The organism is Nostoc sp., assembly GCF_036917095.1.
Classification (GTDB): domain Bacteria; phylum Cyanobacteriota; class Cyanobacteriia; order Cyanobacteriales; family Nostocaceae; genus Nostoc.
The window spans coordinates 30,709-44,490 of record NZ_JBALFH010000043.1; the positions used below are offsets into that span (position 1 = coordinate 30,709).

Here is a 13,782-nt window from a genome sequence, read left to right on the forward strand (position 1 = left end):
TAGCGTGTTTGGCATTAAAGTTTATCTGCGATTACGACATTGCAGTGGGTAGCGCTTACCTCGCCATGTCGTCCAACCATCTGCGATTTTAGTACGACTGTTGTATTTGAGATACCAGTTATCTTGTTCTGCACCTAAATAACGAATACCTAAATCCTGTCTTTGTGTGCTGGAAAAACGTTTTCCTAGAGGAACCCACGCACTACCGTTATCACTAAATCGCCCGACGAGACGCACACCAGAAGTAGTAGAGCAAACATCACCACTACAACTAGTCTGTGGGTCATCAACTACTTTCCACTGCATTTTGGCTGGTCTACCGTCAATATTACAATCCCAGAGACCAAAGAACCACTCACTAGCAAGCTGACTTGCTTTAGCATGACTAGTTGCCAATACCAAACTTGCAGGAATAATCGCTAAACCTAAAAGCCATTTTGTGATGTTTTTCATAATGCTTCACCAATACCTGAAAGTAATCTGTATTTTCTATTTACTTATAGGTATCAAGATTGTTGTTTATGCAAATAATGAAAGTATAAAGATTTAATATTTTTTTCATGCTCAAGACTTTTGATGAGTTTTGTGTAGTCTGTTGTGCAACACGATCGCACAATGGCATGAATGAAGATTTTCATCCATTTTCTAGTCTGGAGTATCAGCCACCAAAGGCTGATATCCCAGTGGCTTATACTAGAGTTCCTAAAGTTGATGTGCGGCTAGAAAAGCTTCGACTTCAGCATTTGTTGGTTGAGAAGCGATCGCACCTGGTTTAATGGTAGTCAGTGCTCCAACAGCACTGGCATAGGTGACAATGCGTTTTGCTGTTTCTGCATCCCGCAAGCTGTGGATGCCGTTCTGACTCAATTGATGGATGAATCCTGCCAAAAAGCTATCCCCTGCACCAGTTGTATCAACTACGGGGATAGAAAATGAAGGTAATTTGCCTTCGTTCTCACCCAGACAATAGGTGCAACCGTTTTCCCCATCTGTTACTAGCACTCCTTCAATTGAAGCTAGACGGTAAGTAATTGCTCCGGGATCTGCTGTTTCAAATAACCATTCAGCTTCTTCTTTAGAAAGCTTGAGGAAATCGACTCGCTTAAATAATTCTGGAATTTTTTGATGAGCGATGTTTGGCTCTTCCCAAAATACAGGACGCCAGTTGACATCTAGCACAATCTTCAGATCGTAATGTTCTGCTAACTCTAGGGCGCGGTGAATTGCCTCTTCACTTTCAGGATAGGCTAATTCCAAAGTACCCAAAACCAGAAAATCTGCCTCTTGAAACAGCGAATTTGGCAATTGTTTAGCTTGCAGGCGAGTATCGGCAAATTCAGAGGTATCATACTGACCAAATCCGGCGAAGGTGCGATCGCCAGCCAGATCCCGTGTAACATAAACTTGCCGCGTTGGTGCTGTGGGATGGCGTTGTACCCCCATAGTCTCTACACCTACATCTTGTAATAGTTTGACCAGTGCATTCCCTGGTTCATCTTCGCCAACGGCTCCGATAAAGCCGGCTGATGTCCCCAGCTTGACTAAAGCACAGGCTACGTTAGCTGGTGCCCCTCCTGGGTAGGGAGTCCAAGATTTTACTTCTTCCAGCTTTAGCCCTAATTGATCGGCTAAACAATCAAACAAAATTTCACCAAGGCACAAAACACGGGGATTGCTCATCTCATTTTCAATTTTAGATTTCGATTTGGGATTAGGAATTTACAGTATAAAATCTACAATAATTTTTGCTAATCTGTCGCCAGTCCTTCATAGAATTAAATAGCAATTTTAACTACTCCCATAACATGTATATGCTTCTAATACTCTCTAAATTTATCTCAGTGAATAAACTTAAATATTTTTACAAAAATTGTATTATTTATACCATAAAATTTTAAGGTTAGATTTATGCCAACTTTAAATCCAAAGAAAATATTGACAATAGTATTACTGCTAACACTTGAAACCCCTACCAACAAAAGAATCCTCTAGAATTAGAAAGAGCGATTAAGTACATATACCAAGCGAGGATAGAAATAGTCATGGCTGGTGGCAAGTCTGAGACCCCCGTTAGTCTGTCAGACAGAGAACTGCAAATTATCGACTTAGTGGCCGCTGGCTTAACTAACCAAGAAATTGCAGCAAAACTGGAGATTAGCAAACGTACAGTTGATAACCATATCAGCAATATTCTCACTAAGACTGAGACAGATAATCGAGTAGCCCTTGTCCGCTGGGCTTTACAGTGGGGCAAAGTCTGTTTGAATGATGTCAATTGCTGTACTCTACCTAACCAGATCGAATAAATAGTTTACAAGTAGCAACGTAATTGCTCTGGTCTGGTACACTAAATAGCCAATTTTGAGGTTTACTGATTGTTTCCCTCTTCACGCCTAAGTTTTCAGTGTGAACACTCTACCAAAAGTTCCGAGTCCTTCACTCAGCCGGAGTTTATGTTAGTGGAGCCAGCTGACCCTCGGACTCGGAAACTATAACAAAGATCGCAATTCCTTTTCAAATTCAGCAGAACAGGTGTAGAACTGGGGGAGCAGGGGAGAAGTTGCAGCAAGTCTTTCCCCCTTCTGCCCCTTTGCACCTCTGCCTCTTGTGCCCAATGCCCCAGCAAAACAATCATCCACAAAAATTAGCAACAATTCAGTGGTGCAAGCGTTACATTTGAAAGAAATCTATGTTGCTCCATCGGCTTGGAGAGCAGTGTTCCAATGAATACTTCTGCTTCTTTTCAAGGTAGCTCGTCTCCCTTTGAATTTTTTAACTTCGATTTTACGACACCTATATCTGAGATTCCGGCCCCAGAATACCGACCCTTAGACTTTCCGCAACCCACACAAGATGCCGACTTACTCAGGCAGCTATCGTTTATTCCAGGGTTGAAAGAAATTTTGATGCTGCGGCAGGTTCACGCCTTAGAACACGCTACTGTTTGGGTTCTTAGCGAATCAAAAAGTGCCTATCCTGCTAAAGGAGCTACTAACGTTCAACTAGATAACGAATTATTAGGCGGTTTGTCTACTGAGCAGGGATTTTACCTTTATGGTGAGGTGAATATTAGTGATTTGCGGCGTGGGGTCATACTTGCTCGACATCGCCTCACCAGTGGAGAATGGGATTTGGCTGTACATCCTCGTTGCGGCACAAATTTATCAGTAGCAATGCTCTTAACAGCTGGACTAGCTGTAGGTGTGCATCTGTTGCTACCATTTCGACCAATCGAGCAACTTATAGGTTTGGGGTTAGCAGCGACGACAGCCGCTGAACTCGCACCTGATTTAGGTTCTATGGCACAGCGTTACCTAACAACCGCCATTCCTTTTAACCTAACAATAGAAAATATTACCCGTACACGTGACGTTTGGGGGCGTGAGGCACATTTTGTTAAAGTGGGCTGGCAAGAATGAAGAGAGCAAGAGGGGGAAACAATTCAAAATTCAAAATTCAAAATTCAAAATTCAAAATTACTCCCCTAATGCCCATTCCCCTAAGAAAATTATGAGAAAACTTTACTTCTTACTCCCCGGTACAGATGGCAAATTTGCCTGTGGTGGTCTTTGGGCTGAGTTAAAAGCACTTAATCTGGTTCAGCAGCTCTGTAGTGCTGATGTTGTAACTTACCGTCAACGCGAAAAAGGTAAGCTTTTTCTTGATGATTTGCTAAAAGAGAAAAATTTAAGTGATGTAATTTTTGTCATCAGTTGGGGATTTGATGTAGCTCAACTAGTGGCTAAACTTAAGCAATACAATGTCGTTTACCATGCACATAGTCCAGGTTATCCATTCACGCTAAGAGCCAGTATTCCAATCGTCACTGTCAGCCGCTATACAATGGGATATTGGGGAGAAAAATCACCCAATTCTCTGATTTATTATTTGCCTAATCAAATTTCTGATGAGTTTAAAAATTTAGGAATTGAACGGGATATTGATGTTTTAGTTCAGGCTCGGAAGTCTTCTGAGTATTTAATTAAAGAATTGATTCCAGCGCTACAAAAACGTTGTAAAGTATTGGTTGTTGATTCTTATGTAGAGGATTTACCTGGACTATTCAACCGAGCTAAGGTTTACCTTTATGATTCGGCTGAGTACTGGGCACAACAGGGTGTTAGTGAAGGATTTGGTCTGCAACCAATGGAAGCTCTTGCCTGTGGTTGTCAAGTATTTTCTAGTGTCAACGGTGGACTGGCTGATTACTTAGACCCAGGATTTAACTGCTATAAAATTGCTGGATATTCACAAGAATATGATGTCCAACGGATTCTGAAGGTGATTGATTCTTCAGTAGCTTTTAGTTTGTCTGAGGAATTTTTAGCTGAATATCGGACTGAAAACATTCTTAAGCGTTTGCAAGTTATTTTAAATGAGTTAAATGAGTTTTTTGACCACAAAATCCAGCAGCCGTCTAATATTAAGAGTTTGACGCAAATACGGATGGCGAAATTATTCGCTCAGAAAATATACGGTAAGTTGAGAAAGAAATACTTTAAGTAATAGAAACGCACCGCAGAGAACACAGGGAGAAGAGAAAAAATTAGATGATTCGGCGGTTATTAGTTACGGGGGGTGCGGGGTTTATTGGGGCAAATTTTGTACATCATTGGTGTCAGGTTTATCCCGATGACCGAGTGGTGGTGTTGGATGCTCTTACCTACGCGGGGAATCGTCTGAATTTGGCGCAGGTTGAGGGAAGAGAGAATTTTCGGTTTGTGCAGGGGGATATTTGCGATCGCACCATCATAGACGAGCTATTATCAACCGAAAATATTGATACCATCGCTCATTTTGCCGCTGAATCTCATGTCGATCGTTCGATTCTTGGGCCTGCTGCTTTTGTACAAACTAATGTAGTGGGAACTTTCACTCTTTTAGAAGCTTTTCGCCAACATTGGGAGACAAAAGCACAGCCATCTGATTATCGTTTTCTGCATGTCTCTACTGATGAAGTCTACGGTAGCTTGGGCGCAGACGATCCAGCTTTTTGTGAAACTACACCCTACGCTCCCAATAGTCCCTATTCAGCTTCAAAAGCCGGTAGCGATCATTTAGTGCGTGCTTATTACCATACTTATCAACTCCCAACAATTATTACGAATTGCTCTAATAATTACGGCCCTTATCAGTTTCCCGAAAAGCTAATTCCCCTGATGTGTATCAACACTTTGATCGGGAAACCATTACCTGTTTATGGTGATGGTAAAAACGTGCGGGATTGGCTTTATGTCGGCGATCATTGTCTGGCTCTGGATGTGGTAATTAATCACGGCCAACCAGGAGAAACATACAATATTGGTGGCAACAATGAGGTGGAAAATCTCAACCTTGTAGAACTTTTGTGTCAGATGATGGATGAATTAGCATCTGATTTACCAGTAAATCCGGCAAAGCAGTTAATCACTTTTGTCAAGGATAGACCCGGACACGATCGGAGATATGCAATTAATGCCAACAAAATTAAAACTCAGCTTGGTTGGACGCCTTCAGTAACAATTGCTGAGGGTTTACGTTTAACTGTTGAATGGTATCTCAATCATCGTGATTGGTGGGAACCTTTACTGTCTGCCCAATATCAAGCTTACTATCGCAAAAATTATCTGTAACCCACATTTTGCACCCAATAGTGTCACCGAAAAGGCAGAGGGGAAGGGAGCAGAGAGCAGGGGGAGAAAGCCCTTCCCTGTGCGACAAGCATTGTCAGAACATGGGTATGAAGCCCCTTCTTCGGCGGACGCTTGGACGCTTGGCAAAGTACAAGCTCCGTCTCAGTCTCTTCCCCTGCTCCCTGCTCCCCTGCCTCTTTTGACCATCGATAATTACTGTTGTGATTCACTCTGCCGATGGAGGCATGATTTTTTGTGGCGTGAGAAAATATCCTAGTGCCTTCATGATGGAATTGACGTTTTCAAGGCGCGGGTTGCCATTGTTGGATAAGGCTTTTTGCAATCCCCGGCGTGTCATACCTATTTGATCGGCTATCTCACTAATTCCTCGTACACGAGCAACGACGCGCAAGGATGCCAACAACGCACCGGAATCGTTGTCTTGTGCATATTCCTGAAAAATCTCCGTCAAATAATTGTCGATTTCTTCCGGGTGGTTACGGAAGTACTCTTCCTCAAATTCATCAAGTGTTCTAAATTTTCTCACCGCTTAGGTACTCCTGCCAGTAAGCTTTTGCGTCTTCTATGTCCTGATTCTGTGTGCTTTTGTCGCCTCCACACAGTAAGACAACGATATTTTCAGCATCTTCACCGAAATAGACGCGATAACCAGAACCAAAGAACACTCGCAACTCGCTTAAACCATCTCCTATTGGCGCAACATCGCCGTAATTGCCTTGTTCAAGGCGGCGTAGGCGTTGCAGTATGCGTCGTTTTCCTTGTCGATCGCGTAAATTATCCATCCACTCTGCAAACGGCTCGTAACCGTCTTGATTGGCATAGATGATAATCTGTTTTGCTTGTGCTTCTTTGGCCACTTTTAATCTCTACTATGCTATTTATAGCATGTGCGAACAATAATTCGCAGTATTTTTATAGAGAACCCCAAAGTTGGAATCTTCAACTGCTTTCAAGAAATTATCAGGCTCTGACAATTTCTCTAGATAATGACTATCCTTGAATAGTAAGGGAATCAGAGTAAATTGCCAGCAGGTGTCAAGATGCTGCAAGCAGAACAGATATTACAAGACCGTTATCAAATTCAACGCCAACTTGGTAACAATGGAATTCGCCAAACTTGGCAAGCATTGGATTTACAAGCCTCTGATGGCGAAAATTCGACCGTTGTGGTCAAACTTTTGGCCTTTGGCGGTACTGTGCAGTGGGATGACCTGAAACTTTTTGAGAGGGAAGCACAAATTCTTAAACAGCTAAATCATCCGCGCATCCCTCGATATATAGATTATTTTTGTATCGACGATCGCACACTCTGGTTTGCCTTAATACAAGAATATATCCCTGGTGAATCACTCAAGGATAAACTTGCTGTTGGCAAAAGGTTTAGTGAAAAGCGAGCGAGAAAAATTGCTGTTGAGGTTTTAAATATTCTCACGTATCTACATGAGTTGAATCCAGGGGTATTGCATAGAGATATTAAACCGAGTAATTTAATCTGGGGCGAAGATAATCGGATTTATTTAGTTGATTTTGGCGCAGTTCAGGATAAAGCGGCAAGAGAAGGCGTGACTTTTACCGTTGTGGGTACTTATGGTTATGCTCCAATGGAACAATTTGGTGGTCGAGCGGTTGCGGCTTCAGACCTCTATGCACTGGGAGCGACTTTGATTCATTTGCTAACTGGGACTTCTCCCTCTGATTTACCCCAGCAGGATTTGCGACTGCAATTTACAGACCGAGTTAACCTCAGTCCAAGTTTTGTCAGTTGGCTACAAAAGTTGATAGAACCTGCTCCAGAACAACGATTTACTAGTGCCACCCAAGCGCTGAATGCCCTCAAATCGGGGCTAACTGTCAAATCTGGAAAGAGGAATGAACTTTTGCCGCTAAAGGAAATAGTCAACAATTCTGGCTGCGGGATAAATAATCATAATGAAACAGTCCCAGAAGAAATTCTCGGTTGGAATTGGGGCGCATTTCTGATGCCTTGGTTGTGGATGTGGCCTAATCAAGTCTGGTACGGGCTATTCTGTTTTATACCGCACGGTTGGTGGCTAATGGCGATCGCACTCGGTTCTAAAGGCAACGAATGGGCTTGGAAAAGTAGACCGTGGCGCAGTATTGAACAATTCAAAGCGCATCAGAGAGGCTGGGCGATCGCTGGGATTCTAATTGGAGCGCCTATTAGTATTATGATGTGGGTTCGAGCGATCGTTTTGCTCAAATCTGCACTGTAAGGTAAGCCTTTTGGGTAAATATCAAGCGAAGGTTTTTTAGGCAAAAAGGTTCAACAAATGGTTCAAATTCTTCAAGGACAAAGATATCGCCCTAGCCCATCAACTACAAATATTCTTAACTAGACAAAATATATCCCTCTCCGACTCGGAGAGGGACAGCCTTGAACTTTAGTTCAAGGCAAGGAGAGGTTCGTCTAACTCACCTTAAGTTGACTACCCTACCCTATCAACTCACTTGCGATTCAACTACACCCACGGGACAAGAAACATTTGTCCCTCCCAAACCACAATAGCCGTTGGGATTTTTAGCCAAGTATTGCTGATGGTAAGCTTCAGCGTAGTAGAATTCAGGCGCATCCAAGATTTCTGTAGTAATCTTGCCATAACCTGCGCTGTTGAGGGCTTGCTGATAAGCTTCCCGCGATGCTTCTGCTAGCTGCTTTTGATTTTCGGAATATACATAAATTCCCGAACGGTATTGAGTGCCACTATCATTACCTTGGCGCATCCCTTGGGTAGGATTGTGGCTTTCCCAAAAGACTTTGAGCAGTTCGGCATAACTAATCACTTTGGGATCGAACACAACCAACACCACTTCATTGTGACCAGTTCGCCCACTACATACCTCTTCATAGGTGGGGTTGGGTGTTAAACCAGCAGCATAACCGACTGCGGTGGTGTAAACTCCTTTAAGTTGCCAGAATTTGCGTTCTGCACCCCAAAAACAGCCCAAGCCAAAGATTACCTTTTCTAATCCATCGGGAAAAGGAGGTTGTAAGGGATTTTTGTTGACATAATGAGCGGCGGGTACTGACATAGATTGTGCCCTTCCTGACAAAGCTTCTTCAGGTGTGGGTATAACTGACTTTTTGCCAAATCCGAATAGTGCCATTGATTTTGACTCTGAATATATATCTTTACCTTATTTACTATTGTAGGACTTACGCAGAAGAGATCCCCCAACCCCCTTAAAAAGGGGGCTTTTAAGATTCCCCCCTTTTTAAGGGGGGCTAGGGGGGATCAAGCTTTCAAGTTTTCAGTGCGTAAGTCCTGTATTGTAAAGATTCTGGCATCGCTTGGGATTTTCTCAGAGTCTCTCTGCAAAGTGTTGACCTTTACAGAAACAATCCTGAAATCAAGCTCTTTCCTTGAGCGCCTGTTTAGCAAACCTACTAACCCTGCCTTGCGAATCATTGCTTAACCGCTCCAAAATTGAAATCGGTGTATTGATATTTATGGCTACATTTGTCCGAATACTGTAGTCGGCATGAACTGCTAATTGTTCTAGCAAATAGACGGGGGTATTGGGATGAGCAGCGATAGCGCCTAGACCACTAATCGTATTTGCATGTTGCGTTTGGTTGATTTTTAGATAAAGCTTCTCCAGCCCATCTGAGGGTGTATTGGGGTTTTTAGCGAGATTTCTGAAAAAATCAATGCTTACAAATTTAGCTTGATAGTCTATAAGTGCAAGCAGCATAGTAGGTGGTGTTTTCAAAGACAATGCGATCGCATCCACTACAACAGATTCATTCATCTGCAACAGATTTTCTAACACTTTTGGCGTGATGTCAGAACGTTTTAGCAATTCAAGCGCACTTTCTTTATACTGTTGAATCTTGGCTCCATTGATTGGCGAGACTAACTGACGTTGCTTAACCAAGAACTCTGCAAAAAACTCTAAAACGGTAGAGGTTGCATTGGGATGGTTTGCGGCTTTGAAGGGTACATCTTCATCTGTATCCTGCGCGAGCTTTTCTAAAACCTTTGCAGGGGTTGAGGGATGGGCGGCAACCAATCGCCGGATAGAGGCTCGTCGATCGCTAGCTAACCGCTCTAGCAACTCTATGGATGTTCCAGGTTTTCCCTCGATAAAATTGATGATGGCGATCGCAGTTTCTGATACATTTGGATGGATCTTGACCAGATCGCGAATTTCTTTGGTATTTTCTCCCAGTAGTTTTTCCAATATTGCGCTTGGTGCTTGAGGATTTCGAGCAATTGCTTGATGCATCGAAAAATCTCTCCAATCTGCAAACTTATTTAGCAGAGATAAGGGTGTTTTGGGGTTCTCAGCGATCGTTATTTTGATATTCCTGCTTCCATCCTCGGCTATTTGAAGTAATAACGATTCAGAAGTGTTAGGATTTTGAGCGATCGCGGTAAAGAGTCCATCAAAATCAGATTCATCAGCATTTTCGTGATCGCAGAAAAGAGGCGGGCCTTCTACTACAAGTCGTTCCAGGATGTGAAGAGGTGTCTTTGGATTTCCAGCCACAGCACAAAGAATTTCCTTATCCTCGATTTTAGATAACTGAGCGATCGCGCTTTCACTAGTTGTTGTGCTACGCGCTAAAGAGAGCCTGATGAAATGGCTTTCAGGATTTTCGAGCAGCAAAAGATTGAAAATTGGGTTCGCCGTAATTGCGTCTGGAAACTCCTTACCTAATTTCAGCAACACTTTCGTGGGCGTATTCGGATTTTTAGCCACAGCCTCACGAATTTCTGGCTGAGGATGTAAAGATAGCTCCTCAAGCACCACAACCGAGGTGTCAACAGCCGAGGCTAAGGCAAAATCTTTGTCATCAAGCATAATCAAGAATTTTTAGATATAGAATAAGTTTTCCCAAAATCTAAGGACACTTTTAGATTAGACTTTTACGAAACTTCATCAATATTACGAATACTTTTAAAGAAGAATTTGGTGTTAGAAGCTACTCATGGATAAAATACCGAAAATTGACCGCCAAAGGGAGCATCAAGCCAACGAACGCACATTTCTGGCTTGGCTTCGCACTTCTATTGGATTGATTGGCTTTGGTTTTGCGATCGCGCGATTTGGTATATTTCTGCGCCAGTTGAATATTGCTATTATTCAACAAGAACCTCCGGTAAGTCCATTATCTAACTCGGAAAATTTGGGTGTTGCTTTGGTAATTTTTGGAATTTCGACTATTGCCTTAGCTGCATGGCGATACAACCAAGTTTTCTGGCAAATTGAAGCAGGGAACTATAGACCAAACAGGTTAATGGTTTGGATAATGACTGGAGTAGTAATTATTTTAGGATTTTTCAGTATTCCTTTACTCTTAAGGCGAGATCAAGTCCCTTTTCATTCTCCTGTTCCAATTCAACCACAGTCCCGAAAGTTGCAATTATCAACCCCAAACGCCAGTGTTAAGAATGGCACAATTACGACTCGATACAAACAAATATTTTTGTTTGTGAAATTGATCATTAAATAATCGTTAATAAGTCTTATAAAAATCCGATTTAATTTTTGGAAAAGATGAAGCGAGAATACGCTGTTTTAAGTAAAGGCTCATCCGTAATAGTTAACTTCCTTCTGCTATAATGCAACTTCTAAGAGCGAATACTACTTTAAATTATCCCGTGCGGCAGCACGAACAATGCTATTGGGGTCTTGCGTTAGTTGTTGGCAAATGTCGCGGTGAGTATTTGGATTTTGAGCGATCGCATATCTTTCTGGCCAAAACCAAGATTTATAGTATCTTGCCAGAAATGAACTCGGTATATGAGGATTCATCAGAACCAAAAAGCGAGAAAATGATGGGCGATTAGGAAATTTTAGACACCGATCCAAGAAAGGAATCGCCGCTTCTGGTTCTTGAGTCAGTAAACTTTTAACAGCAGCTAAATTGAGTGGATTAAAGTGAAATCCCCCACGTCCTCCGGGTTGAGTAGCTAACTGAATTAGTAAATCTTTCGGCGCACCAGGATTTTGAGCGACTGCTAAAGGTAATTTTCGATCTGGATGCTCGGTAAATCTAGTTAGAATCTCGGCTGGAGTTTTCGGATGTTTAGCTACAGCTAATCTGACAATTAACTTATCGTCAGCTAGTTTTGCCAGAATTGAACTATCAACGTTAGGATGTCGAACAACTTTCGCTCTGACAGCAGTATGCTCACTATTTGCTAGTTCTCGTAAATCTAGTAAAGATAAATTTGGATTTTCCAAGCTTGCTAATTGTTCTCTAAGCATCGAATCAAGTTTAGGATTCGCCAAAGCAGCTGCTCTAACTTCTGGATTGCGATCGTCAATTAACTTATCTAAAGAGTTTTGAGTAATATTGTGATGACTAGCTACCAAAACTCTCACTCCCTGGATTGGATGCTCCACTAATTTTGATAGGATTTGCGGTGAAGTTCTTGGGTCGTTTGCTAAAATTCTGCCATAGTATTCTAAATTATAAAGTCTAATAAATATTGGGTTATGGTCTTTATATCTGCCTTCTCCAAAATCAATAAGCATATTTTGTAGGTAGTATCCTCTCTTCTTTCGTCCCCTTCTTCCTTGCATCATCTCAATTAAATGTACGTGAATATTTGCTTTTTCTATGGATATATATCTTACTTTTTTCCACCAATATCTATCTTCCAATTTCGCAAATAAAGTTTCTAGGTTGGTAACTACAGGGTTGGTTTTATTAGCAGCATGATTTAGTAATTCAGTATTGTTTATTGGCAATATTAGCGGAAGTAAATCGAAAAATATTGTTTCTCGTTGTTTTAAGAATGTAATACATTCAGTGATTAATTGAGAAAGTATGGGGTGGTTTTCAAGATTATCTAAAATCGATCGAGGTGTGTTAACAGAACAAAGGATCGTTAATAATGTACTTGTATATTCGTCTACTAAATTTTGATTTAAATAAGGTAAAGTACTTTCATGAATTGCTCCTACATACCACAATCGCAGTTCAATTGCTTCTTCATTATCAGTTGAAATAGACAGTTGCGCTCTATCAATTTTGCTTTCCGCTAGATCGCGCCATCCAGTTTCCAACTCTCCAGCATAATTAATATGTAGCTTTGCTGCTTCAGCAATAAAAGGAAGGCTATTTTTCGCTAGCTTATCGAGTAATTTTTTGGGTGTTTTTGAATGATTTGCAATAATATTGAGAATTCCTGGAAATGTCTCAATTTGAGATGCTGCTTTTAAAAAGTTTGTGGATATATCTGGCAATTGCACTAATTTAAACATCAGTCTACGGGGAATAAAAAGAATGAGGTTTGGTTTATTATTTAAAGCCACCTTATCCCAGAAAGTAATATCATCATTGGGATAATCAAGACGTAACTGAGCAACTTCTGCAACAATATCCTCCCCAGATATAGATAAACCCAATAGCTTTTTTCTGGAAGTATTCTGATTACTAGCTATAAGAATTAAAATTTCTCTCCATTGCCAAAAATTTTCAAAAGAGAATGTACTTATATACCCTATACTCATCCGAAGATATTTAATGCCATATTGCTGCTCTAGAGAGAAATGTCCAAAATATTTATCATTACGAATACGCTTAATATTAGTTTCACAAATGCCAGCAGCCAATTCTAGAAAAGATGTTGTTGCATTAGATGCACAAACAAGCTTAAAGAGTAATTTATTCTCAAAACGGTGAGTAAAGTTGACATTTTCCCAAATTGACAAATCATAAGCCGGATTGCTAAAGAATTCTTCAGGAAATAGATGCGCTAGTCCGATTAAGCATTTTGTTGGTGTATTGGGATTACTTGCGATCGCTCTTTGCATTTCCACATCTTTGTTAGTTCTGGCTTGTATCGCAAGTTCTCCTAATAAACTACTATCGGCAAGAGGATTTGCAGCAACTAATCTCGTTAGCTCATCATTAATTGCAGCTAGTTCTCGTAATCTTTGTGGTGAAGTGTTATGATTCGTTGCTTCTTGCTTAAGCGAATCGAGTGACATTAACTTAACAACCTTCTTTTACTATTTCAGCAATATCATTTTTAATTTACTCGGATATTTTAGTAAGTGCTATAGCGGTTCTCGGTTGAGTGAGGTACAAGAACCCCACCCCCAACCCCCTCCCCGCAAGCGAAGAGGGGGCTAAGATGTACCTCATGTGATTAGGAAACGCTATAGGTTG

At 41.3% G+C, this 13,782-nt stretch carries 13 protein-coding genes and 1 pseudogene; 7 read left to right on the plus strand and 7 right to left on the minus strand.

The genetic code is table 11. The features are described 5' to 3' along the window. Nucleotides 1–21 precede the first annotated feature (21 nt). A complete protein-coding gene (locus V7L01_RS24120) occupies nucleotides 22–453 on the minus strand; it encodes a DUF6006 family protein (protein ID WP_335039161.1) in 432 nt (143 codons plus the stop codon). A 107-nt stretch (nucleotides 454–560) separates the two neighbouring features. Between V7L01_RS24120 and V7L01_RS24125 the strand changes: the two genes are divergently transcribed. Beyond that, nucleotides 561–776 (plus strand): hypothetical protein, encoded by a 216-nt coding sequence (locus tag V7L01_RS24125; protein ID WP_335039163.1) that lies wholly within the window; start codon nucleotides 561–563, stop codon nucleotides 774–776. On the opposite strand, the gene V7L01_RS24130 is transcribed toward V7L01_RS24125, so the two are convergent. Further along, on the minus strand, nucleotides 703–1,680 hold the full coding sequence (locus V7L01_RS24130; protein ID WP_335039165.1) for a carbohydrate kinase family protein: 978 nt from the start codon (nucleotides 1,678–1,680) through the stop codon (nucleotides 703–705). The genes V7L01_RS24125 and V7L01_RS24130 overlap by 74 nt on opposite strands. 362 nt (nucleotides 1,681–2,042) lie before the next feature. Here V7L01_RS24130 and V7L01_RS24135 point away from each other — a divergent pair, with 362 nt between their 5' ends. The 4 genes from V7L01_RS24135 (at nucleotide 2,043) to rfbB (ending at nucleotide 5,612) form a co-directional block, all read left to right on the plus strand. Then, nucleotides 2,043–2,306, plus strand: coding sequence for a helix-turn-helix domain-containing protein (locus V7L01_RS24135; protein ID WP_292870113.1), 264 nt, complete (start codon nucleotides 2,043–2,045; stop codon nucleotides 2,304–2,306). Nucleotides 2,307–2,723: 417 nt separating this feature from the next. Then, nucleotides 2,724–3,419 (plus strand): DUF6391 domain-containing protein, encoded by a 696-nt coding sequence (locus V7L01_RS24140; protein ID WP_335039167.1) that lies wholly within the window; start codon nucleotides 2,724–2,726, stop codon nucleotides 3,417–3,419. A gap of 91 nt (nucleotides 3,420–3,510) precedes the next feature. Further along, nucleotides 3,511–4,506, plus strand: coding sequence for a glycosyltransferase (locus V7L01_RS24145; RefSeq protein ID WP_335039169.1), 996 nt, complete (start codon nucleotides 3,511–3,513; stop codon nucleotides 4,504–4,506). Nucleotides 4,507–4,550: 44 nt separating this feature from the next. Further along, the gene (gene rfbB / locus V7L01_RS24150) at nucleotides 4,551–5,612 is read left to right on the plus strand and encodes a dTDP-glucose 4,6-dehydratase (RefSeq protein WP_335039171.1); all 1,062 of its coding nucleotides are present in this window, start codon (nucleotides 4,551–4,553) and stop codon (nucleotides 5,610–5,612) included. 226 nt (nucleotides 5,613–5,838) lie between these two features. Here the strand turns inward: rfbB and V7L01_RS24155 are convergent, their stop codons facing one another. Next, entirely contained in the window at nucleotides 5,839–6,159 is a 321-nt protein-coding gene (locus tag V7L01_RS24155; protein WP_335039174.1) for an addiction module antidote protein, read from the minus strand. Next, nucleotides 6,146–6,490, minus strand: a complete 345-nt coding sequence (locus tag V7L01_RS24160) for a type II toxin-antitoxin system RelE/ParE family toxin (RefSeq protein WP_335039177.1) — start codon at nucleotides 6,488–6,490, stop codon at nucleotides 6,146–6,148. Before V7L01_RS24160 ends, V7L01_RS24155 begins: the two co-directional genes overlap by 14 nt. Before the next feature lie 183 nt (nucleotides 6,491–6,673). Between V7L01_RS24160 and V7L01_RS24165 the strand changes: the two genes are divergently transcribed. Further along, entirely contained in the window at nucleotides 6,674–7,867 is a 1,194-nt protein-coding gene (locus tag V7L01_RS24165) for a serine/threonine protein kinase (protein WP_335039180.1), read from the plus strand. Between the two features lie 226 nt (nucleotides 7,868–8,093). Here the strand turns inward: V7L01_RS24165 and msrA are convergent, their stop codons facing one another. Both msrA and V7L01_RS24175 read right to left on the minus strand, forming a co-directional pair. Next, the gene (msrA, locus tag V7L01_RS24170; protein ID WP_335039182.1) at nucleotides 8,094–8,759 is read right to left on the minus strand and encodes a peptide-methionine (S)-S-oxide reductase MsrA; all 666 of its coding nucleotides are present in this window, start codon (nucleotides 8,757–8,759) and stop codon (nucleotides 8,094–8,096) included. Nucleotides 8,760–9,002: 243 nt separating this feature from the next. After that, nucleotides 9,003–10,460, minus strand: a complete 1,458-nt coding sequence (locus tag V7L01_RS24175) for a hypothetical protein (RefSeq protein WP_335039184.1) — start codon at nucleotides 10,458–10,460, stop codon at nucleotides 9,003–9,005. Nucleotides 10,461–10,587: 127 nt separating this feature from the next. Between V7L01_RS24175 and V7L01_RS24180 the strand changes: the two are divergent. Further along, a pseudogene (locus V7L01_RS24180) lies at nucleotides 10,588–11,019 on the plus strand (YidH family protein); the annotation flags it as partial. A 224-nt stretch (nucleotides 11,020–11,243) separates the two neighbouring features. Here V7L01_RS24180 and V7L01_RS24185 read toward each other — a convergent pair. Next, on the minus strand, nucleotides 11,244–13,601 hold the full coding sequence (locus tag V7L01_RS24185; protein WP_335039187.1) for a hypothetical protein: 2,358 nt from the start codon (nucleotides 13,599–13,601) through the stop codon (nucleotides 11,244–11,246). Nucleotides 13,602–13,782: the final 181 nt, after the last annotated feature.

Excerpts from the sequence above, each read along its gene's own strand:
- V7L01_RS24135 (WP_292870113.1), top strand. The coding sequence starts at position 2,043 with ATGGCTGGTGGCAAGTCTGAGACCCCCGTTAGTCTGTCAGACAGAGAA.
- V7L01_RS24175 (WP_335039184.1), bottom strand. The coding sequence starts at position 10,460 with ATGCTTGATGACAAAGATTTTGCCTTAGCCTCGGCTGTTGACACCTCG.
- V7L01_RS24125 (WP_335039163.1), top strand. The coding sequence starts at position 561 with ATGCTCAAGACTTTTGATGAGTTTTGTGTAGTCTGTTGTGCAACACGA.
- V7L01_RS24140 (WP_335039167.1), top strand. The coding sequence starts at position 2,724 with ATGAATACTTCTGCTTCTTTTCAAGGTAGCTCGTCTCCCTTTGAATTT.
- V7L01_RS24165 (WP_335039180.1), top strand. The coding sequence starts at position 6,674 with ATGCTGCAAGCAGAACAGATATTACAAGACCGTTATCAAATTCAACGC.
- V7L01_RS24120 (WP_335039161.1), bottom strand. The coding sequence starts at position 453 with ATGAAAAACATCACAAAATGGCTTTTAGGTTTAGCGATTATTCCTGCA.
- V7L01_RS24185 (WP_335039187.1), bottom strand. The coding sequence starts at position 13,601 with ATGTCACTCGATTCGCTTAAGCAAGAAGCAACGAATCATAACACTTCA.
- msrA (WP_335039182.1), bottom strand. The coding sequence starts at position 8,759 with ATGGCACTATTCGGATTTGGCAAAAAGTCAGTTATACCCACACCTGAA.
- V7L01_RS24145 (WP_335039169.1), top strand. The coding sequence starts at position 3,511 with ATGAGAAAACTTTACTTCTTACTCCCCGGTACAGATGGCAAATTTGCC.
- rfbB (WP_335039171.1), top strand. The coding sequence starts at position 4,551 with ATGATTCGGCGGTTATTAGTTACGGGGGGTGCGGGGTTTATTGGGGCA.
- V7L01_RS24130 (WP_335039165.1), bottom strand. The coding sequence starts at position 1,680 with ATGAGCAATCCCCGTGTTTTGTGCCTTGGTGAAATTTTGTTTGATTGT.